This is a genomic window from Shewanella sp. 10N.261.52.F9 (genome assembly GCF_041471165.1).
In the GTDB taxonomy this organism is placed as follows: Bacteria; Pseudomonadota; Gammaproteobacteria; order Enterobacterales; family Shewanellaceae; genus Shewanella; species Shewanella marinintestina.
In genome coordinates this window covers 108,818-133,468 of sequence record NZ_JBFRNX010000003.1, presented here as the reverse complement: position 1 = coordinate 133,468, position 24,651 = coordinate 108,818, and the positions used below count along the sequence as shown (strand labels likewise).

Annotated in this window: 21 protein-coding genes and 1 pseudogene; 18 read left to right on the top strand and 4 right to left on the bottom strand. The window is 42.6% G+C overall.

Annotation, left to right across the window (positions count from 1 at the left end; genetic code table 11):
- Positions 1-929 precede the first annotated feature (929 nt).
- Positions 930-2,249 (top strand): IS4 family transposase, encoded by a 1,320-nt coding sequence (locus AB4298_RS02965; protein ID WP_371985694.1) that lies wholly within the window; start codon positions 930-932, stop codon positions 2,247-2,249.
- A gap of 121 nt (positions 2,250-2,370) precedes the next feature.
- Here the strand turns inward: AB4298_RS02965 and AB4298_RS02960 are convergent, their stop codons facing one another.
- On the bottom strand, positions 2,371-3,567 hold the full coding sequence (locus tag AB4298_RS02960; RefSeq protein ID WP_371985693.1) for a DUF5666 domain-containing protein: 1,197 nt from the start codon (positions 3,565-3,567) through the stop codon (positions 2,371-2,373).
- Positions 3,568-3,660: 93 nt separating this feature from the next.
- Here AB4298_RS02960 and AB4298_RS02955 point away from each other — a divergent pair, with 93 nt between their 5' ends.
- From AB4298_RS02955 to AB4298_RS02920, 8 genes are all read left to right on the top strand, one after another.
- A complete protein-coding gene (locus tag AB4298_RS02955; protein ID WP_371985692.1) occupies positions 3,661-4,329 on the top strand; it encodes a response regulator transcription factor in 669 nt (222 codons plus the stop codon).
- Positions 4,301-5,557: a sensor histidine kinase gene (locus tag AB4298_RS02950; protein WP_371985691.1), complete on the top strand. Its 1,257-nt coding sequence runs from the start codon at positions 4,301-4,303 to the stop codon at positions 5,555-5,557. Before AB4298_RS02955 ends, AB4298_RS02950 begins: the two co-directional genes overlap by 29 nt.
- Before the next feature lie 142 nt (positions 5,558-5,699).
- Positions 5,700-5,915, top strand: a complete 216-nt coding sequence (locus AB4298_RS02945) for a hypothetical protein (protein ID WP_371985690.1) — start codon at positions 5,700-5,702, stop codon at positions 5,913-5,915.
- 110 nt (positions 5,916-6,025) lie between these two features.
- The gene (locus AB4298_RS02940) at positions 6,026-7,546 is read left to right on the top strand and encodes a YifB family Mg chelatase-like AAA ATPase (RefSeq protein ID WP_371985689.1); all 1,521 of its coding nucleotides are present in this window, start codon (positions 6,026-6,028) and stop codon (positions 7,544-7,546) included.
- 400 nt (positions 7,547-7,946) lie between these two features.
- On the top strand, positions 7,947-9,470 hold the full coding sequence (locus tag AB4298_RS02935) for an EAL domain-containing protein (RefSeq protein WP_371985688.1): 1,524 nt from the start codon (positions 7,947-7,949) through the stop codon (positions 9,468-9,470).
- A gap of 214 nt (positions 9,471-9,684) precedes the next feature.
- Positions 9,685-10,581: a 1-acylglycerol-3-phosphate O-acyltransferase, YihG family gene (gene yihG, locus AB4298_RS02930; protein WP_249000097.1), complete on the top strand. Its 897-nt coding sequence runs from the start codon at positions 9,685-9,687 to the stop codon at positions 10,579-10,581.
- Between the two features lie 7 nt (positions 10,582-10,588).
- A complete protein-coding gene (gene yihG / locus AB4298_RS02925; protein WP_249000096.1) occupies positions 10,589-11,539 on the top strand; it encodes a 1-acylglycerol-3-phosphate O-acyltransferase, YihG family in 951 nt (316 codons plus the stop codon).
- Between the two features lie 315 nt (positions 11,540-11,854).
- On the top strand, positions 11,855-12,259 hold the full coding sequence (locus AB4298_RS02920) for a hypothetical protein (RefSeq protein ID WP_371985687.1): 405 nt from the start codon (positions 11,855-11,857) through the stop codon (positions 12,257-12,259).
- A gap of 107 nt (positions 12,260-12,366) precedes the next feature.
- Here the strand turns inward: AB4298_RS02920 and AB4298_RS02915 are convergent, their stop codons facing one another.
- Positions 12,367-13,458, bottom strand: a complete 1,092-nt coding sequence (locus tag AB4298_RS02915) for a branched-chain amino acid aminotransferase (RefSeq protein WP_371985686.1) — start codon at positions 13,456-13,458, stop codon at positions 12,367-12,369.
- Positions 13,459-13,562: 104 nt separating this feature from the next.
- Positions 13,563-14,330 (bottom strand): TetR/AcrR family transcriptional regulator, encoded by a 768-nt coding sequence (locus tag AB4298_RS02910; RefSeq protein WP_371985685.1) that lies wholly within the window; start codon positions 14,328-14,330, stop codon positions 13,563-13,565.
- 188 nt (positions 14,331-14,518) lie between these two features.
- On the opposite strand from AB4298_RS02910, the gene AB4298_RS02905 reads away from it, so the two are divergent.
- The 5 genes and pseudogenes from AB4298_RS02905 (at position 14,519) to AB4298_RS02885 (ending at position 18,874) form a co-directional block, all read left to right on the top strand.
- A complete protein-coding gene (locus AB4298_RS02905; protein ID WP_371985684.1) occupies positions 14,519-16,021 on the top strand; it encodes a flavocytochrome c in 1,503 nt (500 codons plus the stop codon).
- A gap of 10 nt (positions 16,022-16,031) precedes the next feature.
- Positions 16,032-16,382: a cytochrome c3 family protein gene (locus tag AB4298_RS02900; RefSeq protein WP_239890596.1), complete on the top strand. Its 351-nt coding sequence runs from the start codon at positions 16,032-16,034 to the stop codon at positions 16,380-16,382.
- Between the two features lie 38 nt (positions 16,383-16,420).
- Positions 16,421-17,161 carry a cupin domain-containing protein gene (locus tag AB4298_RS02895; protein WP_371985683.1) on the top strand — a complete coding sequence of 247 codons (741 nt, stop codon included), beginning with the start codon at positions 16,421-16,423 and terminating at the stop codon, positions 17,159-17,161.
- A gap of 58 nt (positions 17,162-17,219) precedes the next feature.
- Entirely contained in the window at positions 17,220-17,678 is a 459-nt protein-coding gene (locus tag AB4298_RS02890; protein WP_371985682.1) for a DUF3299 domain-containing protein, read from the top strand.
- A 26-nt stretch (positions 17,679-17,704) separates the two neighbouring features.
- Positions 17,705-18,874: pseudogene (locus tag AB4298_RS02885) on the top strand (hypothetical protein).
- 127 nt (positions 18,875-19,001) lie between these two features.
- On the opposite strand, the gene AB4298_RS02880 reads toward AB4298_RS02885, so the two are convergent.
- The gene (locus AB4298_RS02880; protein WP_249000088.1) at positions 19,002-19,787 is read right to left on the bottom strand and encodes a TetR/AcrR family transcriptional regulator; all 786 of its coding nucleotides are present in this window, start codon (positions 19,785-19,787) and stop codon (positions 19,002-19,004) included.
- A gap of 339 nt (positions 19,788-20,126) precedes the next feature.
- Between AB4298_RS02880 and AB4298_RS02875 the strand changes: the two genes are divergently transcribed.
- The 4 genes from AB4298_RS02875 to AB4298_RS02860 all read left to right on the top strand — a co-directional run bounded on the left by AB4298_RS02875 (position 20,127) and on the right by AB4298_RS02860 (position 24,518).
- The gene (locus AB4298_RS02875) at positions 20,127-21,650 is read left to right on the top strand and encodes a flavocytochrome c (RefSeq protein ID WP_371985681.1); all 1,524 of its coding nucleotides are present in this window, start codon (positions 20,127-20,129) and stop codon (positions 21,648-21,650) included.
- A complete protein-coding gene (locus AB4298_RS02870) occupies positions 21,650-22,018 on the top strand; it encodes a cytochrome c3 family protein (RefSeq protein WP_249000086.1) in 369 nt (122 codons plus the stop codon). The genes AB4298_RS02875 and AB4298_RS02870 overlap by 1 nt, the downstream gene beginning before the upstream one ends.
- A 46-nt stretch (positions 22,019-22,064) precedes the next feature.
- Positions 22,065-23,192 carry a putative porin gene (locus AB4298_RS02865; RefSeq protein WP_371985695.1) on the top strand — a complete coding sequence of 376 codons (1,128 nt, stop codon included), beginning with the start codon at positions 22,065-22,067 and terminating at the stop codon, positions 23,190-23,192.
- Between the two features lie 252 nt (positions 23,193-23,444).
- Complete coding sequence (locus AB4298_RS02860; protein ID WP_371985680.1) at positions 23,445-24,518, top strand: DcaP family trimeric outer membrane transporter; 1,074 nt, start codon at positions 23,445-23,447, stop codon at positions 24,516-24,518.
- Positions 24,519-24,651: the final 133 nt, after the last annotated feature.

Here is a 24,651-nt window from a genome sequence, read left to right as displayed (position 1 = left end):
GAGGAGGCGTATTCTACACTTCCCAGTGTCGGCGTCAAGCGCTTATTTTAAGAAGTTTTTCAAGCGATGATTCTTTGTTCAAGTCACACCATTCGAAGCTCTTAAAGCGATTGTCACCTGAGATTAATTTCCGTAGAAGTTAATCTCTCTAACACCGCTGCAAGTCCCGTGCTACCTAAGCTTTCGTTTAGCTAGTTGGCCTGCTGTGCCGTGTCAGTGGATGCGCATTATAGGGAGTTATCGAAGTTGCGCAAGGGCTTTTTGTAGGAAAAATACATTTATTTTTTATACCTTTATTAGTTACAGCTAACAGACAGGTTATCCACAGACTTGTTCATTTTCCGTGTTTAAACTCTACATCTAACATGCACGTCATCATGGCTTTTATCGTTTGGCCCGGTAACTCAAAGGTCTTTGTCCTCTGTCCTACCTCTTTTTTACTCTTTAGACGCCTTTAACTACCGATATAAGAAAAGCTAAGCACATGCTTCTCCACTATATGTAGCAATAACAACTTAGCTATATATAGCTGCGTTATCTCTATACTATCAGTCAGAGTATACATGCCTCTAAAGATACCTATTCGCCTTACTTCACTTCTGCGATTGAGCTTCAATAGATAAGTGGATAACAGGTATTTACATTAGCTATATAAGTGGAGAAAAATAAACAGGCCATATTGGGGATATGGAAGCGATATGCAGATGCTCTATCTAACGGATACTTAATGTTGAAAGGGACATCCATTCAGGCATATTAATTTGAGCAGTGGCCAATCAAAGTCACCAGCGTGAACTAGATATCCGCTGAGTAAACTGCAGATACAAAAATGCCTTCCATAAAGGAACAATGCCGATCGTTTAAGAGGACTTGAACGATCCTGCAGATGAAAGATAATCCCTACCAGTATTCTGGTGGGGATTTTTTTTATGTTTGCGCAAGAGCTTGAGCTAGTTCATGAGTCTGTTGAAGAAAGTGGGTCTTATAGTTCTGTAATGGAGGCTATCGATTCAGATTGGATCGAGCTGTCATTGCTCACAGCCAATAAGGCAAGTATCCGTAATCGTCGCTTGCCTGCTCAGCAGGCCGTCTGGCTTGTACTGTGGATGGGGTTAATACGTAATCAATCTATCAAAGAGGTCTGTAGCTCGATGGATATTGCGCTTCAGCCAGGAAATATCCCTTGGTCTCGTGTCGCACCGAGTGTGCTGACTGATTGCCGCCGTCGCCTAGGCGAAGCCCCAATGTCATACTTATTTAAATCCACTATCTCTGCTTGGCTTGAGCAAGCTGTGGGGGAGAGTAATGACTTGGGCCTGGCAACTCTCGCTGTTGATGGAACAATGTTTCGTTGCCAAGACTCAGAAGAGAACGCAAACGAGTTTGGTTTTATTTCAAACACGCACAAACCTTACCCTCAGCTTCGATTAGTCAGCCTCATTTCGACCGAGACCAGAATGGTATTAGGTGCAGCCTTTGATGGTTGTCACACAGGAGAGGTCACGCTAGCTCAACGTTTAATTGAAGATACCCCTGATAACTCCTTAACCTTATTTGACCGTTGTTACTTCTCTGCAGACTTACTTTTAAGCTGGGCAGGCTCAGGAAAACAGCGACATTGGTTAACGCCAGTAAAATCGAAAATGCGCTATGAAGTTGTCGAAGAGTTCTCTGGTAATGATTTACTTATTGATATGCCTGTTTCCCCTCAAGCTAGAAAGAAGAGCCCAGATTTACCTGAAACATGGCGTGCCCGCTTTATTGCTTATCAAAAGCCAAAGGGGGAGATTAAAGGATTCGTTACCTCGTTAGTTGACCCCAAAAAGTATCCACTGGATAAGTTGCTTAATATCTACTGGCAACGCTGGGAAATAGAAGAGGGGTATGGCGAGCTTAAGCAAACTCAACTGCAAAGTAAGGTGACGTTACGAAGTCGATTTGTTGAAGGTGTTAGGCAAGAACTATGGGGCGTACTTATCGCTTACAATCTGGTTAGATTAGAGATGGTGGCGATAGCAAAGGAAGCTGAGGTCGCTCCAACCCGTATCAGTTTTACCGCAGCAATAAGCCTAATAGACACACAATTGAGGTGGCTTGCTTTATCACCTGATGGGAAATTGCCAGCTAAGCTGAAGCAAATGCGAGCCGATATAAAACACTTTATCCTTCCAGATAAAAGAAAGCACCGAACGTATCCACGCTCAGTGCTCTATATACCTAGTCGTTACCCACTAAAATATAAGGGGTAATGCTTAACCGAATAGCATTATTCCATAAAGGAAGGCATTTTCATTAGTTAGCATAGTATCAACTCTAAGCTAACCTACAGGACTCTTTAAATTTCAGACACAAGCCGAAGTAACCAAACGATTAGTCGTTGTCAGCTTCAATTTCACGTGCGATGTTCTGACCATTAATCACTACACCTTCAACTTCGATGCGCTGTTGATCAATAGTGTCAAACTGAAGACGGTCTTCAAACTGAGTTTTTGCATCAACATATATAGTGATTGCTTTACCTGCAGTCGTAATGACAAAGCTCTTATCAGTAGCATTCACAGAAGTAGCAAAACCTTCAGCTTCAAACTCTTTCCAGCTGCCAACGTTATCATTGTCGTTGTCATCACCAGTTGAGTTGTCATCGTCGAATTCGACTTCTGTAGCAACTTGTTGTGCACCTTGCTTCACAGAAGTCACTTCAACTAAAGCACCTTGTTTCAGATCTGTCTTAAAACCATCTTCAAACTTAGTTTGAGCATTTACAACAAAACGACCTTGGTAGTTAAGTTCGAATGCTGTTTGCTGAGCGTCAACCCAAGTCACGATGCCTTCAACCTCAGTATCGTTAGCTAGATCGCTATAGTCTTCAACTTCTACACTTGTCGCTTCAAGTGTATTTACATTCATACTGCCTTCTACTTCAACCCACTGGCCATTAGCAAGAACGGCATTGTCTTCTACATGCGCTGCTGAATAATCAACAATTAATGCTGCACCGACTTTAAAGCTCAATGCATTGTTATCTAAGTTAGATAAGCGACCTTCCACTTCGTAGTGGTTGATTAAATCATCGTTTTCAAATTTAACAACAGACAATACTTTATAACCAGCGTCAGCCGTTGGTAATGAAGACACCATTACCCAGTCACCCAACTCAATTTCGTTAGATAGCTTGTAAGTTAGCGAAATGCCGTTAACCTCAAATGTGCCTGCTACACGATCAATAGCCGTTACAGTACCGGTAATCGTTGGTTCTAAGTTAACCTGAACGCCAGCTGCTTTTTGCGCGCCGCCGATCTGTACCATCATATTCGATTGCAGATCGCTGATATTTAGTTGTGTGTTTCCGTATACAACGCCAGCAACATCATAGCTATAGCCATTTACAACGATTTTGCTTTTAACTGTGTCAACTGAATCAATGGTGCCTTTCACTGCTGCAGGTGCCGTAACTGCGCCACCGTTACCATTGTCGCCGCCATTACCGTTGTCAGAAGAACTATCGCTTCCACCGCCACAAGCAGTTAAAATCAGAGCAAGTGTTGAAACTAAAGCTATTTTTTTCATCTAAATACCCTTACTTTGTAAGATAATTATCAAATTTGGGCGTATGTTAAATCTACGACCGTGAAGCGATCGTGAAGAAAGATAAAATAATCTATGAAAGTTTTAATTGTTGATGACAGCCACAACCTAGCGGAAACAATTGCTGACTATTTGGAACTTGAAGGTATGGTCATTGACTGCGCCTATCACGGTGAAGCGGCAATCAATCTTTTATCTGAAAATAGTTACGATGTAATTATTATGGATATCATGATGCCTAAGTTGGATGGCATCAGTGCGGTACGTAAACTGCGAGAAGATCTATACTGCAATACACCTATACTGTTCTTAACAGCTAAAGATAGTCTTGAAGACAAGGTCGCTGCTTTTAAGGCCGGTGGAGATGACTACTTACTCAAGCCATTCGCAATGGAGGAGCTAAGCCTCAGATTACATGCATTAAGTAATCGCGGCCCAAGACAGGATGTTGGCGTGCTCACTTTTGCTGATATCAATATAAATACTCAAACTGATATCGTGACTCGTGCAGAGCGACCTATCAAACTTAGCCGCATTCAACTCAAGATTTTAAAAGTATTAATCAAGCGTGCTCCGAGTATTGTTAGTCGTCAGGATGTTACTGATGCAGTTTGGGGTGATGAATCACCTCCAAGTGATGCATTACGTAGCCATATTTATGGTTTACGCACAGCACTAAACAAAGGCTTCGAAGATTCACGACTAGAGACAATACATGGACAAGGTTACCGACTCAAAGCATAAGCACTTTCCAAGCTTCTATCGCAAGATCCGTTGGAGCTTCGGCTTAATGACGTTTGCTATGTTCAGCCTTTTCTGGTCTTTGATTTACATTGCTGAAAACCAAATTGAAAAAATCAGTCTTAATCATTGGCTAGATACAGAAGTGTATCGTTATAGCCAAGACTATAAGATTTATGGTGATAAAACCGTATTACCTAATACCAATGAGTTTAAAACTTATTGGAGTGAGAAAAACCTTCCGCAGTGGCTCAACGCTTATACTTCCCCAGGCGTATATGAAGAGCTAAGAGGCGAAGAGGACAAACACTTTATTGTTAGTCGCCATCCTTCAGGTAAAGGCTTAATGTATGTCGTGTTTCAAGACGATGCCGACGACTACCTTGATGAATATGAGGAGCATTTACACGACTACATTTTAATCTTGGGCGTATTAATTGGTCTATTGATGACAATATACAGTCTGTATTTTATTCGCACGCTATCAAAACCACTGACGATTATTGAACAAAAGATCGCTCAGATGTCGCCTGACGACCCGCCTTTTAACATCGATACGACGTTTGTGGAAACTCGCAATATTGAGCAGACCTTGCTTGATAGTAAAAATGATATCAATGGCTTTTTTCAACGCGAAAAGGAGTTTAGCCACTTTGCCTCCCATGAATTGAGAACGCCAATAACAGTGGTAAAAGGCTCCGCCGAGTTACTGGCTAAGATCCCTAATCAACATCCTGTGGCCGTCAATGCTGTTAAGCGCTTACAGCAAGCCAGCGATGAAATGCAGGTACTTACAGAAACCTTTTTATTATTAGGTAAAGAGTCCATCAGCCCGCGCTACTTTGCCGATGTTGATTTAGCCGAAGCCTTACAAAAACAGTTAACTGAAATGGCGGTACTATTCGCCCGTCAAGGTAGCAGCTATCACTTAAGCATCAAGGATGCCGCTACCGTGCATGCTCCATCGAGCTTTATCGCGATTGTACTTAATAACGTTATCAAAAATGCCTTTAGTTATAGTATCGGCGACATTGCGATTAAGGTTGAGCAACATACGCTAACCATCACCAACCGTCATGACGGCAATGAAACTTACAATGCAGGTTATGGTGTCGGCTTAGTTATTGTCGAGCGCATCTGTGAGCGCATGGGCTGGGGATATCATCCTCATGATAACGGCATTGAGTTTCGCACTACTTTGGTGTTTTCTGCCAAAGGGGAGACCCTTTAGCGATTCTCTTTTTGGTGGTTTGGTTTGGCTCTGTAGTTGAAACTATTGCACAGTTTAAAGCGATAAACCTATAGATTGTTCATCGCTTGAATCTTCAAACCAACTTCTTACATCAATGGTTCCAATGGCCTGCGGCCAGCGCATGTGCAGACACTTCCGCGACACGCAGCAAGTCCATCCCTGGAAGCTCGTCCATGACGAACAACATCCATGTTTAAAAGCCAGTTCGGCATCCATGCCTCTTGTTCGAGAGCTTGATAACTTCGTTATCTCTCACCAGATCATGGACGGTCACGGCCGTATCTACACCAAGTTAGAAAAGCAAAATAGTTTGGACCTAGAGTCAAGTAAGCACTAGCTATATGAGGCAAAAACAACAACCCCTATATAGCTGCTAAACTTAATCAGTATCCAAAATTGGATTTCTTTATCCACATCGACTTCTCCATAAAACAAAAGGATTTGTTTATGCCCATCGCCTGTGTTGCCACCCGTGCCAGCCACGGAGTCCAAGCCCCCGCCGTACAAGTTGAAGTTCATTTAAGCAATGGGCTCCCTGCATTCAATCTCGTAGGACTTCCAGAAGCCTCAGTAAAAGAAGCAAAAGAGCGGGTACGGAGCGCACTGATTAACGCAGGTTTTGAGTTTCCGATGCAGCGTATAACCGTCAACTTAGCTCCAGCAGATTTGCCGAAACAAGGTGGGCGCTACGATCTACCTATCGCAATAGGCATTCTTGCCGCGTCTAAGCAGATCCCGCTTGAATCGTTGGCACAACATGAGTTTGTTGGTGAATTAGCATTATCTGGACACGTGCGGTATTGCCAAGGGTTACTGCCAGTAATCGTTGATGCAAGTAAACAAAACAGCACTTTAGTTTTGCCAATTGATAACCGTGCCGATGCTGAACTGGTTGGGTTTGAAAAGGTACGATTTGCCACTCACTTACAATCATTAGCGGCTTATCTGCATGGTCAGTCTCAGTTACCCAGTATCGATTTAAACCTTGAATGGTTAACGTTAGACAAAACACTCCCCTTATCTTGTATAAGCGAAGTTGTGGGTCAGCATCAAGCCAAACAAGCATTAGAAATCGCCGCAGCAGGAAACCATAATTTATTAATGCTTGGCCCCCCCGGAACAGGTAAGACAATGCTAGCCAGCCGTATGATGAAACTATTACCGCAACTCGATTATCATGAAGCTTTAGAGGTCGCTGCTATTCATTCTGTCGCAGGGCAAAGCATTAAACCAGCAAGCTTTTATCGTCGTCCTTTTCGAAGCCCACATCACACTTGCTCGGCGATTTCATTAGTTGGAGGAGGGGCTCAGCCGAAACCCGGAGAAATATCTCTTGCCCATCGCGGCGTACTGTTTCTCGATGAAGTTGCTGAGTTTCCACGTAAAGTATTAGATTGCCTGCGCGAGCCCATGGAAACTGGTGAAGTCAGTATTTCACGGGCAGCGGCAAAGCTAACCTTTGCCAGCCGTTTTCAATTGATTGCAGCAATGAACCCAAGCCCTTGCGGCGATGCTGACAACGCGAGAGCTAGCAATGAACAAATCTTACGATACCTCGCAAAACTATCGGGCCCTTTTCTTGATAGATTTGATCTAACCATTGATGTACCAAAGTTACCCTTAGGTGCCCTTAATAGTGAAAATACACAAGCTGAAACCAGTGAAAAGATTGCTGAGCGCGTGCTTCGCTCACGAGAGACCCAACTAGCCCGCAGCGGAGTGCTAAATAGTCAGCTGTCAGGAAAGCAGTTAAAACAAGATGCGCTTTTTAATGACAAAGATCTGCTGTTTTTAGAGCAGAGTGTTAATCAACTTGGCCTATCGGTACGCAGCTATCATCGGATCCAGCGCGTGGCGCGAACCATTGCAGATCTACAACAAGCCCGAGGTGTTGAACGCTCCCATATTGCTCAAGCACTAGGCTACCGTGCGATGGATAGACTACTTGCTTCCCTTGCAAGGCAATAGTGTCTAATCAATTGATTGTCGATTTTATCGTGGTGGATTAAACAAGGTAGATCATTCAAGCTAAATACAGTCGGTAACAGGCTTACACTTAAGAGGTATATCTAGCTTTTTTTAGTGACAAAATACCTAAAAATGCCTTACAAAACTGCGCTAGGTTAAAGATCCGATAATCAATTAACAAATAAGTTGAATAGCGCTTAAGATTCCAGTAAATTCCGCCGACTTCATTAACTCGATGATGTTGAAGTGGCAAACATTCGTTTACTTTGAACTTACTTAGCTCACGCCTTTATAGCATTAACGCTAACATAGAGTAACCGCCGCAACGTGCAAGATTAGCTCGTGCATTTCTAGCGGTAATGCCTATCAACAAATGCCCTAACCGAATAGTTACTAAAACATGCCAAGTAAACTTAAATATAATCGTATACATGTCGCACGCTCAGTCTTGGCAGGGCTTGTTTTAGTTAGTTTATTAGCTATGTCACTTGGGGTAAGTAACTACCTATTATCTAAGCAACTGACAGATGTTGCAGCCATACTGGATAAGGAATATCAGCAAAGACTTGCTGTAGCGAAACTACAGATGGCTGAAGTGCAGGACATGCTCGAAAAAGAGCAAGAAAGTCACTGCTCAGACGAAACAATTCGCCTGCTTAAAAATAAATTATTTAAGCAAAGTAGCTTACCTGTGCCTTGGGTGCGCTTTAATGATGAAGAAATTATTTGCTCGGCCCTTGGCCGCTGGCCAGAACCTGCTGGTAGCCGTCTACTCAGTCGTGATATGGATGGCCATAGCTTAATTGAAGGAAGTGATGATCGCACCTTTAACCAACAGAAAACCATCTATGCAGGGGTAACAGATAGCAGAGCCAATGTATTTGTCCCCGTTCAATCCATACAAGCGATTACTGACGAACTGGCTATATGCCAATTTTGTGGCGACATCAAAGTTGCAGTGAATGGTATTGAATGGATCAATCGCAGCACTCAAGCTAACCCATTTTTCACTATTGAATATCAAGCTGAAAATTCACAGTTTAAATACAGTCTAAGTGCGAACGAATCAGCTAGAAATCAGCTATGGCTGACTATTTTCTTATTGTTACTATTACCTTTCTTCGCGCTTTCATGGTTTGCTTACTCACTGCGGGGCTCAGTGGTTAAACAGTACTGGCATAAAAAGTTTGCTCTCGCATTGAAGGAAGAGGCTTTTTATCTAGCCTATCAACCTATTATCGATACTGACACCAATAAGCCACATGGCGTCGAAGCCTTACTACGTTGGCGAACGAAGGGTGACCATTATCGTGATACCCGCAGCTACATTCATTATCTAGAGCAAGATTCAATAATGTCTCTGGTTAATCAGTGGATGATAAAAACAGCGCTTAATGAGCTAAAGTCACTATTGCTCAGCGAACAAATAGCTAAGTGCAGTATCAACATTAGCGCTAAACAAATTGAGCAAGGCAATATTCTGCCTTATTTACAATATTTAGCTGGGCACGGGTACAGTATTGATAAGCTCTGTTTTGAACTAACGGAGCGCCAACCCATCACATCTTGGGAAAAGATCCGTGATTTTATTGCTGGTTGTAAGCAGTTAGGTTGCCAAGTGCAACTCGATGATGTTGGCACTGGCTATAGCGGCGGTTTAATGCTGCAGCAGCTCGAGTTCGACTGCTTGAAAATAGATAAAGCCTTTACCTTAATGCTAGCCAGTGGTCTTAAAAAACCTTTTTTGATCCGCTCGTATATTGCGATTGCCAATGAACTGGATATCGGGCTGATTGCTGAGGGCGTTGAAACCCAAGAGCAAGCTGATACCTTAAAACACTTGGGCATACACCTGCATCAGGGCTGGCTTTATTGTAAAGCACTACCAGCAACAGAATTAAGAGCTTACCTCTTTAACCATTAAGAAAAGCTTACTTAGCCCTGTAGTTGTTGTTCGCAGGGCTAAATTTCAGCATTAACACGATAAAAAATTGTCTATGAATACGGTCTCTTTCACTAACAAACTCACCCAATCAAGCGATAGAACCATCAGTTAACAGGTAAAATTTAACATCTAGATTGAGACAGAACTCGACAACGAGTACTATAGGTTTCCAATTTTTTTGTTGAGGTTTTGAATGGGCGCGATAGTGTCACGCATTAGGGGAAGCTTTGCCTTCTTCTGTTATTTCATTAACACACTATTTTGGGTCACCCCCATATTAATAATGAGTCTCTTCAAACTCATTCCTTTAGCTGTGACTCGCAAAGCCTGTACCTATTTTCTCGATTTTTGCGCCAGTGCATGGATTAGCGTCAACGGTGTTATTGAAAACACGCTTCATCCCATAAAACTAACCGTTGAAGGTGATAGCCAGCTGTCTACCAAAGAGTGGTATATGGTTATTGCTAACCACCAGTCTTGGGTAGATATTCTGATTTTACAACGCATCTTGAATCGTAAAATTCCTTTTTTGAAGTTTTTCTTGAAACAAGAATTAATCTTTGTACCTGTACTTGGCTTAGCTTGGTGGGCGCTAGACTTTCCATTTATGCGACGTTATAGCACCGCGCAGTTAAAGAAGAATCCTAAGCTGCGCGGTAAAGATATAGAAATAACCCGTAAAGCTTGCTCCAAGTTTAAAAGTAAACCCGTTAGCGTAATGAACTTCGTTGAAGGCACTCGTTTTAATGCCAGTAAACACAATAAACAAAACTCACCTTTTGAGCACTTACTTAAGCCTAAAGCCGGCGGTATGGCATTTGCGCTATCAGCAATGGGCGAGCATATTCATAAATTAGTGGATGTCTCTATTTATTACCCAGATAAGGTGCCAACTTATTGGGAATATATCAGCGGCCAAGTTAATGAAGTTAGAGTACATATTGAAGTCAAGAATATTGGCGATGAATTGCGCGGTGATTATATTAAAGATCGCCAATTTAAGATCCAATTCCAAGAAGAACTAAACCTTATTTGGCAGCAGAAAGATCAAGTGCTCACTGAGTTAGCACAAACCCGAGAAGAGGCGTAAACCCGCAATGTTAAACTTTTTACCAGGCCCAGTGCTGTACTTCTTGAGCACCATTTTACTTATTATTAATACCGTTATATGGGCATCTTTAATTAGCTTAGGCGGCATCATTAAATTACTGTTACCTATCACGGTACTCCGTAATGCCTTAACTCACTTGATGAATCGCTTTATGTGGGCTTGGGCAACCTGTAATGGCGGTATTTTAGCTTTACTCGCCAATATTGAATGGGATATTGAAGGGTTAGATAACCTCGATAAGAACAGCTGGTACCTGCTGATCAGTAACCATCTCAGCGGCTTTGATATTGCAGCGCAAACTTATGTGCTACGTAACCATATCCCAATGCTTAAGTTTTTCCTTAAAAAAGAGCTCATGTATGTGCCTTTTCTAGGGTTAGGTTGCTGGGCATTGGATATGCCATTTATGTCCCGCACTAGCCCTGCTAAGTTAAAGAAGAACCCCAAGCTTAAAGGTAAGGATTTGCAATCAACACGCCGCGCCTGTGAAAAGTTTCGAGGCATGCCTACCTCTATTATCAATTATGTTGAAGGTAGCCGCTTCACCGCAGAAAAACATGCTCGCCAAGATTCACCTTATCGCTATTTACTCCGCCCTAAAGCAGGCGGCATCGCCTTTGCTTTATCAGCGATGGGGGAGCAATTTACTAACCTGCTAGATGTTACCGTGTTATATCCTGAGGTCTTTAAAAAAGATGCACTATACGAAGTCATGCACGGCCGTATGAAAAAAATCGTTGTACGTGTAAAAGTGTTGCCAGTTCCAGAAGTCGATAACAAACGCTACTTTTCTGAAGCACCTTATCGTGTTGAGTTTCAACGTTGGCTCAACGAAATATGGGAACATAAAGACGAAGAGATCCACCAATTAATGCTCAAACATAATAGCGCTAGTGAGCATATCGTCCATAAAGCAAAAAACACTGACAATTCATAAATGTCATAAAAAATTCAACTTAACAGCTGCGAGCAATATGTTGTAGCTGTTAAGTTCATCTAACCTGCATGAGCTTAAGTACAATAATCGTCAATTTATTAACTCAACAAACTATAAAGTTCAAATACCTACACTTCCCCCCCCTCTTTCCAACCAATCAACTATATCGCTTAGCTTCCCTACCAACAAAGTAGTTAAAACCTCAAAGTTTTAGACAGAAACACTCTTTCAAGCCTCTTTCCATCAGCAAACTGTCAACGCTTTGACTAGACTCTGCCGTTTAACAAGGTTAAGTTACCCACACAAAAATACAACATGAGCAACAAAATGTATCACTCATTGAAATTTGCAGCTGTATTGGTGATTTTTATCTTGGGCAGTGGCTGTGCTAATCAAAACCTGAATCACGACACTAAGCATATAATTGAAATCGATAGTACTGAACTTGCCCATTATTGGGTGGCACAAGATAAACTGATCGATTGGCAGTACTTTCTGCCTGTATCAGAGTTTGACGACTCTTGGGACAACTCCAGTTATAAAGTCTCTTTTATAGTAGATAGTCAAGGCTATATTCAACAAGCTAGCATGCAAAATACAGATAATGGTAATGAGGTTATTGGCAGTGAAATGTCAGGAATTGAAGGCTTCAAGTTTTATCCAACAGCGCGAAACATTACTCGCCAAGCAGTAAGGATAAACAGCATAGTTAAACTATAGGTTAAGCTAATATTGAGTCGTGTCAAAACACATAGAATTAGTCACTCAATTTAGCCCAATAAATAAAAAAGGCTCCTATTTAGGAGCCTTTTTTATTTAAGTTAGAGCTACACATTAACTCGTTTTACATGCTGAACCCAACCTTCAGGCCCTTGAATATGACCTTTCTGAATTTCAGTCAACACTTTGTAAATACGCTTGGTATGCTCACCGACCCTACCATCACCAACAGTGACAATGCGGTTATCTTCAAAGATATAAGAACCAACAGGCGAAACAACTGCAGCCGTTCCAAAGCCACCGGCCTCAATGATCTCACCCGATTCGATATCGGCAATAAACTGATCTAGCATTACCGTCTCTTGACGAACTTCACAGCCCAGTAATTCGCCCAAATCGAGAATAGACTCAGAGGTAATGGACTTGAGAATTGTATCGGTAAACTTAGGGATGATAATCGTGCCATCTTTACGCACGTGAAAGTGGTTCATTGCCCCCACTTCTTCAATCTGCTTATTATTAGCGTCCAAATACAGCACTTGCGCAGCGCCATATTCAGCAGCCGCTTTGCCCGCTTTTAATGATGCTGCGTAATTGCCCGCAGCTTTTGATGCACCAGTACCACCAGATACTGCACGGTGAAAACGCTCGCTAATTAGCAACCGAATCGCTTTATCGAAGCCATCTGCGTAATAAGGGCCACTGGGACTTAGCATTACGCAGAAGGTGTATTGCTCACTCGGGCTGACTGATAAGCGATCTTCAGTAGCAAAAATAAATGGGCGAATATATAAGCATGCGCCCTCTTGCATGGGAAACCACAAGCGATCCACGTCAATCAGCGCATTGATCGCATCTATCTGCATCTGTTCTGGTAATGCAGGAATACAAAGAATGTCGGCAGAACGATTTAAACGCTCAGCATTTTTGTCTATACGAAAAGTGTAGATCTCGCCATCTTCATGTTGAAAGGCCTTAGCCCCTTCAAATACAGACTGACCATAATGAAGAGCAATGGCACCGGGAGCGACTTGAAAAGGTCCATACGGGACAACGCGTGGATCACACCACTCGCCATCTAGGTAATCCATTAAAAACATGTGGTCAGTTCTGAGGTTACCGAAACCAACATTCGTTGTAGGCAGGAACTGTTCGGTACGGCGTTCTAACGCAGGTTTTAAGTTATAAGTTATTTGCATTGTATACCACCTTAATTACTGACTGAGCAGCCTATCAGTGGTCATATAAAAGTCAAGGGAAACGCCGGATTGGCAACTATTGTTAAGCAATATTCTCTCTGTAATCAACTGTCTTGCAGTTTACAATCAGATAGCTTGCCGATAGCTAAGCAAGTTTCACAACTACGAATATTACCATGACCTTTGTCCAAAAAATCATGGATCCGAATCGTTAGTGCTTGCATCATCTCCCGCGTAATAGGCTTACGCCATTGATAGTGGTTCATTATACAGCTGATATGGCGGTAACCTGTTTCATCATCGTTGACTAAGTACTGATCCTCCATCAATCGGCTTTCATAGGAAGATGTTGCACCTGCAAGGAAAAAATATAACGCCTGGCTCAAGTTATCTATTTCAATTTGAGTCGCTTGTAATTCACCTTGCTCAACAGCTTCTTCTAATGGACGTTTTATTCGACTCCAGAATAAATTGACTCTATTTCTCAGAATTTCAATCTTATCTGCACTAGCAAGTTGCCAGAACATACTATTAATTGATACAACCCGCAAAATGTTAAATATCGGGCTTCGCTTCACTACTTCAAATGTAAATAAAATAGAAAGAACAGCTCGCTCATGAATATTTAAATCTGGATTTTCTTTTATAAAAATAGGTATTTGACTTGAAGTTGTGTTTCTTAAGAATAAACAAACTAATACATCTTCTTTAGATTCAAAGTATTTATAAAGCGTATTCGTTGAGCACTCAGCCCCTTTCGCAATTTGTGCAAACCTAAAAGAAACAACACCTTGATTATCAACAAGTTGCTCAGCAACATCTAATAACTGATTACAACGAATAGCATCCATATTATTGCTAGGACATTGCATACTCGCCCCTTATTTTTAATTAATTGAATTTAATACTACGGCGATACGTCGAATTAGATACTTAAAAGAAACATTTTCTTGAAGGTCTGCACAAAAAACTTTCTCCCCCAATACAAAGTGTGATTTCGCGCATATTCGATTACATCTCAAGACCATATTGTTAACCCAAGTTAATCGGAGGCTACAAAATGCAAACAAGACGTTCGTTTTTAAAATTTGGGGCAGGAGCTGCCGCTGTAGGTGCATTAGCACCATTATCAGTCAGCGCGAATTCATCAGATATAAAGTGGGACGAAGTACATGAAATCGTCATCGTTGGCTCTGGATTTGCGGGACTCGCTGCCGCAGTAGAAGCGGGTAAACTCGGTGCCAAAGATATTGTGGTATTTGAAAAACTAGGTGTTTATGGCGGTAACTCAACACTTAATGCCGGCCAAGCTTGCTTCGCCAATACTGATTTACAGAAGAAATTAGGTATTGAGGATAGTGCCGAATTAATGGTGCAAGACCAACTTGCTTCAGGCCGCGGCTATGCCAGTGAAGAACTATTACGTCATAGCGCTGAACTTGGCCCCTACATTTATCAATTAACTAAAGACTGCGGCTGTGTTTATCGCGAACACATTATTAATACTGGCGGTACAAGTGCTACTCGCAGCCATCAAGTTGTAGAACGTTCTGGCGCTGGCTTTATCCGTCCAATGTTAAAAACGGCACGCAGTTATGGGGTAAAAACTAAAATTCGCCATAAATTCGAGCACCTTATAACGGATAAAGACGGCACAGTGCTTGGCATCCAAGTCCGCAAAGACTACCACTTCGGCCATGATGACTCTGGCAAAATAATTAATGTAAAAGCTGATAAAGGCGTGCTAATTGCGACCGGTGGTTTTGGTGCTAATGTATCATTTCGTCAAGCACTTGACCCAACATTAGGCAGTGAAGTCGGTTGCACTAATGCCCGAGGCGCAACAGGTGACGGCCTGATAGCCATGCTAGCCGAAGGCGCTATGCCAGTACATCTAAGCTTCATTCAATCAGGCCCTTGGGCATCTCCAGACGAAGGTGGCTTTGGCTACGGTGCTGGTTTCTCACTGTATAACTTCCCTCACTCAATCGCGATTGATCGTAACACTGGTATGCGCTTTATGAATGAAACTGCCGACCGTAAAACTCGCGCAGACTTAGAAGTTCAACGCCGAGACAAAGATGGCAATCCAAACCCTGCATTACTAATTGCACCTAAGCATGAAGCACAAAAAGACCCATCAATGGCAAACGTGCTCAAGTACAACGTAGCTTGGGAATTTGACAGTATTGAAGCTATCGCTAAGCACTTCAATCTACCAGAGAAAACACTGAAAAAGCAGATAGAAGATTGGAATACCTACGTGAAAGCTGGTGAAGATCCGCAGTTTGGCAAACGCATGAACATGAGTACGGGGATCTACCTAACAGCGCCATTCATTGTTCAACGTTTATGGCCAAAAGTTCATTACTGCCAAGGCGGTATTCAAATCAACACCAATGCAGAGGTCATTGCAGCTAAAAACGGTCAGCCTATTTCAAAACTATACGCTGCAGGCGAAGTGTCTGGCGGTGTGCACGGGGTAAGTCGCCTCGGAGGGTGTTCAACACCAGAGTGCATGGCTTTTGGTGTTACTGCCGCCCGTTCGATGATGAAAGCATAAGGAAACCAACATGAAACTAATCAACACCTTACTTGTGCTTACCGTAAGCAGCGTTATCGCCCTATCAGCACAAGCTAGAGACAAACGAGATTATCACGAAATGGTTTATGAGCAGGGATGTAAAACCTGCCATGACCAAGGAATGAAAGCCTTCCCTTCTGATAACTCTTGCTTGCAATGCCACGACATGGCGGAAGTAGCAGAGCTGACCAAACGCGAAGGCCACGAAGCGAAACAAAACCCACACGACAGTATGCACTACGGCCAAGAAGCGCCATGTATGGAATGCCACGGAGAGCATACCAAGAAGCAAGCTATCTGTATGGATTGTCACAACTTCGATTATCCAAAATTTAAATAGATAAATTAAGTAATAAAACATCAAAACATGGGGAAATAATGATGAAAAAACTACTCGCCGTATCGGCAATTCTCGTCACAGGGTGTGCTGTTGCAGCAGACAAACCAGCTGATAAGCCTTGGCACAATGAAAAGCCAACACTATCAACAATTAACGCACCAACAAAAGTGATGCCAATGGTCTGTAAGCAAGAACAAGCCATGGCCTATCTAAAAGAACTACAAAGTGGTGAAAAAGATATCTTCACCATTAAGTCTAACGATCATGGTGGTAAAGGTGCTAATGACTCAGGCTGGCTGACATGGCGAGTAGATGATCCGAGCAACCTAATCCCTTGCCCTGCAGGCGGTGCTGCTGACTCAGAAGTAGGGATGTGTTGGAAAGAGCTTAACGATGAACCTACTGTAATTGGTTTAGTACGAGTTGCACCTGGTACAGCTGCCCCACATTACCACCGTGAAATGGAGTGTTATTACGGATTAAGCGGCCAAGGCTTAACTTGGGCGCAAGAGCGTATGCAACCATTTGGTCCTGGTGATTACATTGAGATCCCAAGTAAAGCAATGCACTACACGCCAAACACCTATGATGATCAAGATCTGATCTACATGTACTGGTTCCCGTTAGATGGCAAGTTCTCGACCTTCAAATACCAATGGCCACAAGATGTGGGCCCTGGTGAGCAATTGATGTTTGATTTCATTCCATACACCAACTCAAAGCTTGTTCGTTCAGGTAATGGTGGCTATGGCTGGGATGTTGTTCAAAAGTCAAAATAGCTTTCTTTAACCTCTAACGAAGAGAGGGGCTAACGCAAGTTAGCCCCGATACAACATTATGTATAGAACAGTCATTATCCTGCTAAGCATGCTCTTTTGTGGTAACGCGTTAGCTGAAGAAGCCGTTTCTATTCTGTGGAGCCAACTTGCTCCCGGAGGGCCTGAGTTGCCTGTAGAATCTAACGTCAATTTAGCCTTAGACGGAAAAAACGTGATTATTCCCGGCTTTATTGTGCCATTAGATGGCCAAGGTAAAAGCCACAGTAAGAATTTCTTACTCACACCACAGCAAGGAGCTTGTTTTCACAAGCCACCTTCACCGCAAAATCAATTAATCCATGTGGTATTTGATAATCCCATAGCCGTACCCGTCGCAGAACAGCCTATCTATATAGCGGGCAAACTCAGCATTAAAAACGCGCAATCAGGATTTGCTAAAACGGGCTATTACCTGCAAGGCGTAGAAGCAATTGCATATCCTGTTCAAGTGGCTTCATCTGCAGAACATCAACACTAAAGCGCTAACCATAAGTATCAACTGCAATGATAGCGGTAAGAATAAAAGATCAAGGAAAGCTCATGAACAAGACACCCTTTACACTAGCAGCCTTAGCGACAGTCGCAGTGTTATCCACTTTAGCAACACCAGCACTCGCTGATAACTCAGAAAATGGTATCAATGTCGGCGGTGCCGTTCGAGCCAATTATGCCTACAAAGATTACAGTGAAAACTCAAAAGATAAAGCCGGTGACTTTAGCTTTGATATGGCGGCAATAAAGTTTAACGGTAGGTTAGATAACTGGGGGCTTGCAGCGGAATATCGCTTTACCTCGGAAACTAATTATATCAAGTACGGTTATGGCTTCTACGACATTAACCCCTAGTGGCAATTACAATTTGGTATTAACAAGGTCCCTTTTGGTAACCCTGAGTTTATCTCTAACAGCTTTTGGTTTGGTCTACCTTATTATCTTGGCTTTGAAGATGATCACGACATCGGCATCAAGGCGGTATACCAAAGCAACGGTTGGCATACCGACTTGGCTTTTTATAAAAATCCAGAATACGCAGCATCTGAAAATAAGCGTTATGCGACAGATCTATACACAGGCAGCATCAATGGTACTGAGTATCACAACGAGGAAACCAACCAAGTAAACCTACGTCAAACCTATACTTTTGAGCACAATGGTGGCTCAACCACCTTAGGCGGCTCCGCGCAATTTGGACAAATTTACAATAGTAAAACGGGTAATAATGGTGATCGCTATGCGTTAGCGCTGCACTTAGACAGCAGCTATAACGACTGGAACCTCCAACTGCAAGCTTTGCAATATGAGTACGACGCTGCAGACGCAATTGATCCCAATAAAATTGGCGTCTCTGTTGTGAGTTGGCAATACGAAATAGCCACCAAAGGGCAGTCTTATAGCGCCAATATAGCCAAAATCATCGATACCGATTGGGGGAGTGTAAAATGCTATAACGATTTTGGTTTAATGACCCCTGATGTGGCCGACGAAACTTACGACAACAGTATGCAAAACGTCACAGGCTGTGCGATTTCAGCGGGTCCAACTTACACCATGGTTGACTTTATTATGGGCAAAAACATGACCTTCTCTACGGCTAACAACGATCATATCGGCCTCCCCGAAGTCGGTGATAACTGGGATAAACGCGTTAATATCAACTTTGGCTACTACTTTTAGACGGCAGCGTTCCCTGCCAATCTAGCTTTTGGGTCATAGACAAAGCTCATCTCATATATCACACCAATACTTCTGACCCAGCCCTCTTAAATAAGAGGGCTTTTTTATATTCAATCTGACAATAAAATTAAGCAGCATGCTCTTTGATCCGAGAACACGAGTCGTCCTTAGGATTACAAGCCAAGGCACTACAAGCACTGCAACTCATATGATCACGATAGTGTTTATCAAAGAAGCTTGAGCTTCTTTCTTCTAATGACTCAAATAGCTCAGGATTAAGTGGCTTAGCCCATTTATACTGCGCCATTAAACGCGCTAAATGCCGGTAACAGGTTTCACGTCGATTAGATAAGTACTCCGGTGCGATTAACTGGCTTTCAAATTGAGTTAGCGACCCGGTTAAATAGAAAGTAATTCCTTGTACTAATTCTTTTACCTGTAATGGTGTTGCCTCAAGCTCACCTCTTTCTACCGCTTCGTTTAACGAGTCAGTAAACCACCCCCAAAAAGCATTAATACGCTTTTTAAAGCGTTCAACTTTTTCGTCACTCGCCAATTGCCACACCATAGTATTCACCGAAACAGACCGCAGAGTAAAAAAGCTTTTACTGCGTTTTATGGTCTCAAATGTAAACAAAATGGGTAACAGTGCTTTTTCTTGAGCCGTTAGTTCTGGATATTTGTTAATAAATATTGGAAGGTGATTCGATGTTGCACTACGCAAAAACAAGCATACTAAAACATCTTCTTTTCGCTCAAAAAATTTATATAACGTACCCGTGGAACATCCCACTTCTTTCGCAAGTTGCGAGAATTTAAAAGACACAATGCCTTGCGACTCAATTAGCTGCTCAGCTGCATCAAGTATTTGATTGCAGCGCATCATAGGCAATGCTTCTGTAGGACATTTCATCTATAAAAAACCTGTATATCGAATTAGGCGAATTATGCGCTTCTAACAATTGCAGATTATAGATAACTCTTTCTTAATCGGGATTAACTTCACGCAAAAATGACTTTATCGGCAGGCTTTGTGAGTTACGTCATATAAACATTACAGCAATAACTTGTAACTCAATATAGAATCCGTTCACATTTTTCATAGTCCACTACGCCGCCTTTTATAGAGAAAATTTATTCGAGATCTGCCTCACGAATAAGTTTGTCACTGAAAAAATCGCGTGACTTAGTTCACCTTTAGTAACTGAACTTGCGTTTATCTTTAGGTTATTCCCATTAAGAGAATCACAAAATGCAAGGTAGAAGAAATTTTTTAAAACTAACCGCTGGAGCTACCATTGGTAGTCTAGCTGCGACGTTACCAGGAACAGTTCAAGCACAAACTTGTGGCGAAATAAACTGGGACGAAAGTGCTGACGTTATTGTTGTAGGCTCTGGTTTTGCGGGTCTTTCAGCAGCATTAAACGCTAAACGCCAAGGTCTAGGCTCAGTACTTGTTTTAGAAAAAATGCAAGTGATTGGTGGCAACTCTGCAATTAATGGCGGTTGGTTAGCTATTCCTAAAAATCCTATTCAGCTTGCCCAAGGTGTCAACGATGACTCGCCAGAAGAGCTAGTTAAAGACCAAATAATTTCTGGGCGTGGTATGCAAAATGAACCAGCCCTGCGTCAAATAGCTAACCGTTCTCTCGATGCTTACGATCTATGTATCGACACTGGCGTGAAGTTTCGTGATGGCTTTAACATTCAAGTAGGTGGCCACAACAAAGCCCGCGCAATTCGTACTCAACATGGTACAGGCGGCGATATCACCACCAAACTTTATGAAGCGGGCGAAAAAGAAGGCGTTGACCATCGTCTACAGCACTATATCGAAGATTTCATCATGGATGGTCAGCAGATCATCGGCGTTAAAGTACGCAAAAACTACCGCTTTCCCGATCTAAAAACCGGTAGCACTATCTTTATAAAAGCCAATAAAGCTGTGGTACTAGCTAACGGTGGTTTTGCTCGCAATATGGCACTACGTGAAGCGGTCGATCCATCTCTAGATCCAACACTAGATTGTACCAACGCAATGGGCGCTACTGGCGAAGTCACCCTTACAGCCATGGCTTATGGTGCACTACCTGTACACATGAACCTAATCCAAACTGGCCACTGGGGTTCACCTGATGAGGGTGGGTTCGGTTGGTCAAACGCACTGTTATCTATCGGCTGGCATCAAGGTGTGGCGATTAGCGTATTAAACGGTAAGCGTTTTATGGATGAGCGTGCTGACCGCAAGACCTGCTCGGAAGCGATTATGAAAAACCGTAACGCTGATGGCAGCCCTGCTTATCCGGTCGTATTTTTCAACTACAACAACTACGCTCAGGACGACCGTGTTGTCCGTGCCCTGCGCGATAAAATGGCTTGGAAAGTTGATTCATTAGATGAAATAGCAACTAAATTCGATATCCCTGTAGCAGAACTAAAACGCAGTATTGTTGAATACAACAAACACGTTGGTGACCGCAAAGATCCACTATTCAATCGTAAGATGGATACCGCTGAAGAGCTTACAGGTCCATTTGTAGTGTCGCGCATTTGGCCAAAAGTACATTACTGCATGGGTGGTCTAAAAACTGATTTAGGCGCTCGTGTTATCGACGGCCGCTCTATGTCGCCAATTAAGAACCTTTACGCCATTGGTGAAGCTACTGGTGGTATTCACGGCGAAGCCCGCTTGAGTTCTACATCATGCCTAGAGTGTCTAGTCATGGGCATTGTAGTGGCTGAAACAATTAAAACTGACCTTCAAGGAGCTGTGTAATGAACAAGTTATTACTAAGCATTTTACTTAGTCTTTCAGTGTCTGGCAGCGTTATGGCTGGCGATTTAATCAAGATGAAAGGCAAAACCGAAGGTCGTGTAAACCACGAGTTTATTTACCAAGATGGCTGCCAAACATGCCACCAAGGTTCAGGTAAAAAGAATACTACTGATGCTGCATGTGTCGAATGTCATGGCGACATTAATAGCATCCCAGTTGATGAAAGTAAGCTGGCGATTCCAGAAGCGCATCCTCACAAGTCGCTGCACTACAACCAAGGTGCAAGTTGCCTAGCGTGTCACGCTGAGCACGAGAAAAAAGCACCTATTTGTACAGAGTGTCACCGTACTTGGTTTGAAGAGATGTAATTCAAGATACTGATTTACAAAATCTAAAAAATAGAAATAGGGAATGATGATGAAAAAAACCACTAAGTTTATGTTGTCTATGGTGGCTACAGCAATTGCTCTTTCAGGCGCAACAGCGTTTGCCGCTGAGCAAGAAGATGGTATCAAGCTAGGCGGTGCAGTGCGTGTTAACTACGCTTACCGTGACTACGATAAAGCTAACAAAGATAAAGGCGGTGACTTTTACTTTGATATGGCCGCTATTAAGTTTGATGGTAAGCAAGGTGACTGGGGACTGTCAGCAGAATACCGCTTTACATCTGGCACTAACTACATCAAGTATGGCTACGGCTTTTACGATATAAACCCTGACTGGCAATTACAGGTTGGTATCAACAAGGTACCTTTTGGTAACCGTGATTTCATCTCAAACAGCTACTGGTTTGGCATTCCTTATTACCTAGGTTTTGAAGACGACCATGACACAGGTATTAAAGCTGTTTACGACAAAAATGGCTGGCATACCGACCTAGCGTTCTATAAGAGCGCTGAATACGGTCCATCAGAAAACAAGCGTTATTCTACGGATATATACACAGGCACGATTAATGGTACTGAGTATGCTAACGAAGAAACAAATCAGTTTAACGTTCGCCAAACATATACAACTGAACATGAAGGCGGTCAAACGACGATTGGTGGTTCTGTCCAGTACGGCCAGATCTATAACAGCAACTTGCAAGAAAATGGCGACCGTTATGCAGTAGCACTGCACTTAGACAGTACCTACAAAGACTGGAACCTGCAGCTGCAAGCCATGCAATACGAGTATGATGACAAGGAGCATGAAAACACAATCGGTGTTTCTGTTGTTAGCTGGCAATATGAGATCGCTTCTAAAGGACAATCTTATAGTGCCAATATTGCTAAGACGTTTGCGACAGACTGGGGTAGCGTAAAGTGCTACAACGACTTTGGTTTAATGACGCCGGATGTTAGCGATAACAGCTTTGACAATAGTATGCAAAACGTTACTGGCTGTGCGATTTCAGCAGGCCCAACTTATACTATGGTTGACTTTGTAATGGGCAAAAACATGACCTTCTCTACAGCTAACAATGACCACGTAGGTCTACCAGAAATGGGCGATAGCTGGGACAAGCGAGTTAACATCAACTTTGGTTATTACTTCTAACGCCGGCTTAGGCTTTAGTGATTTTTATCAGTGATTTAAATACATGGAGTATAACAATCACATCGATAAGCTAATCAAAGATTAAACGCGTTACCGGTAAAGGCGAAGCTGCTCTCACTTCGCTTTTACCCTCTTAAGATAGTCTTTCGATCCCAACCTACATTTTAACGGAAACAGCGCCCCTTCCTGCTGTGGCCTCGATGGATCACGCCCTTTTTAGGGCTTTTTTATCTAAAAAAACAAGAAATCAATATGAAATCAATAACAAAAATAGCTATTTGTATTTGTTTAACGAGCAATCTATTTCCCCCCTTGATGGCAAGTGAGTATCACTTCGGTGGTTTCCTTAAAGCAAATGCACGTTATGTTGACGGCAATATCGCCTTTCAAGATAGTTGGACGGGTGGTGGTAACGTCTCGAATTCAGCTAAAAGAACCCAATTTAGCGCCGCTGAAAGCCGCTTTAACGTAAAAATAACTCATGCTGAAGTCAGTGGCTTTGCAGAAATAGATTTTGCTGGTTCTGCACAGGGTAATGCTGCATTTTCTAACTCCTATAGCCCGCGATTACGACATGCTTACATTAATTATCAACAGTTCACCGCTGGCCAAACTTGGTCAACAATGGTCAATACCAGCACCTTTGCTGAAACAGCGGATCTTGGCGGCCCCCTAGTAGGGCAAGCAATGGTGCGCCAAACATTAGTACGCTATAGCACAGAGAATTGGCAGTTTGCACTGGAAAACCCTTATACCTACGGAACTAAAGCCGAAAGTGAGCAAGTAAAACAGCAATGGGTAGATACCAGCAACGATTATGTTCCCGACGCAGTGGTACGCTTTAATCAACAAGGTGATTGGGGCAATGTGTCGGTGTCGAGTCTATTACGTTATTTAGACCCTGAGGAAACTGCGCAACTTGCAGCCGGAGTATCCGTTGCAGCCAAAATATATACACTCGGGAAAGATGATCTTCGCTTACAACTACACCACGGTAATTTAGGGCGATATGTGGGAACAGATGCTGCTCGCGATATGATAAATGGCAAGGTTGAAACCACCACTTCGGCTATGTTTGCTTACCGCCATTTTTGGTCGGAGCATATGCGTTCAAGTCTATTTTATGGCCGTACAATCACAGAAGAAGAACAAAACGACCGATTTCATACTGGAGTAAACTTGTTTACTAATTTAACGCCAGCTTTAGCTGTTGGTGTCGAAGTAGGTCGTTACCAAATTGCCGATAAAATAAACCCTTATACAGGAGTCAGTGCTCCTCAAGGAACATCAAATTATGCCCAACTAAGCCTGCAACTTCATATCTAAGGTACGGGCCTACATATGGAAAAAATCGCTTTTGTTCACTAAAAACCAACTGAGCAAAAGCGCAACATCTGTCAGATGTTGCACCATAGCATTCAGTTGCTATGCAAAATAGAGCCCTACGACATTCACTTAA

Excerpts from the sequence above, each read along its gene's own strand:
- AB4298_RS02965 (WP_371985694.1), top strand. The coding sequence starts at position 930 with ATGTTTGCGCAAGAGCTTGAGCTAGTTCATGAGTCTGTTGAAGAAAGT.
- AB4298_RS02960 (WP_371985693.1), bottom strand. The coding sequence starts at position 3,567 with ATGAAAAAAATAGCTTTAGTTTCAACACTTGCTCTGATTTTAACTGCT.
- AB4298_RS02955 (WP_371985692.1), top strand. The coding sequence starts at position 3,661 with ATGAAAGTTTTAATTGTTGATGACAGCCACAACCTAGCGGAAACAATT.
- AB4298_RS02950 (WP_371985691.1), top strand. The coding sequence starts at position 4,301 with ATGGACAAGGTTACCGACTCAAAGCATAAGCACTTTCCAAGCTTCTAT.
- AB4298_RS02945 (WP_371985690.1), top strand. The coding sequence starts at position 5,700 with ATGTGCAGACACTTCCGCGACACGCAGCAAGTCCATCCCTGGAAGCTC.
- AB4298_RS02940 (WP_371985689.1), top strand. The coding sequence starts at position 6,026 with ATGCCCATCGCCTGTGTTGCCACCCGTGCCAGCCACGGAGTCCAAGCC.
- AB4298_RS02935 (WP_371985688.1), top strand. The coding sequence starts at position 7,947 with ATGCCAAGTAAACTTAAATATAATCGTATACATGTCGCACGCTCAGTC.
- yihG (WP_249000097.1), top strand. The coding sequence starts at position 9,685 with ATGGGCGCGATAGTGTCACGCATTAGGGGAAGCTTTGCCTTCTTCTGT.
- yihG (WP_249000096.1), top strand. The coding sequence starts at position 10,589 with ATGTTAAACTTTTTACCAGGCCCAGTGCTGTACTTCTTGAGCACCATT.
- AB4298_RS02920 (WP_371985687.1), top strand. The coding sequence starts at position 11,855 with ATGAGCAACAAAATGTATCACTCATTGAAATTTGCAGCTGTATTGGTG.
- AB4298_RS02915 (WP_371985686.1), bottom strand. The coding sequence starts at position 13,458 with ATGCAAATAACTTATAACTTAAAACCTGCGTTAGAACGCCGTACCGAA.
- AB4298_RS02910 (WP_371985685.1), bottom strand. The coding sequence starts at position 14,330 with ATGCAATGTCCTAGCAATAATATGGATGCTATTCGTTGTAATCAGTTA.
- AB4298_RS02905 (WP_371985684.1), top strand. The coding sequence starts at position 14,519 with ATGCAAACAAGACGTTCGTTTTTAAAATTTGGGGCAGGAGCTGCCGCT.
- AB4298_RS02900 (WP_239890596.1), top strand. The coding sequence starts at position 16,032 with ATGAAACTAATCAACACCTTACTTGTGCTTACCGTAAGCAGCGTTATC.
- AB4298_RS02895 (WP_371985683.1), top strand. The coding sequence starts at position 16,421 with ATGATGAAAAAACTACTCGCCGTATCGGCAATTCTCGTCACAGGGTGT.
- AB4298_RS02890 (WP_371985682.1), top strand. The coding sequence starts at position 17,220 with ATGTATAGAACAGTCATTATCCTGCTAAGCATGCTCTTTTGTGGTAAC.
- AB4298_RS02880 (WP_249000088.1), bottom strand. The coding sequence starts at position 19,787 with ATGAAATGTCCTACAGAAGCATTGCCTATGATGCGCTGCAATCAAATA.
- AB4298_RS02875 (WP_371985681.1), top strand. The coding sequence starts at position 20,127 with ATGCAAGGTAGAAGAAATTTTTTAAAACTAACCGCTGGAGCTACCATT.
- AB4298_RS02870 (WP_249000086.1), top strand. The coding sequence starts at position 21,650 with ATGAACAAGTTATTACTAAGCATTTTACTTAGTCTTTCAGTGTCTGGC.
- AB4298_RS02865 (WP_371985695.1), top strand. The coding sequence starts at position 22,065 with ATGATGAAAAAAACCACTAAGTTTATGTTGTCTATGGTGGCTACAGCA.
- AB4298_RS02860 (WP_371985680.1), top strand. The coding sequence starts at position 23,445 with ATGAAATCAATAACAAAAATAGCTATTTGTATTTGTTTAACGAGCAAT.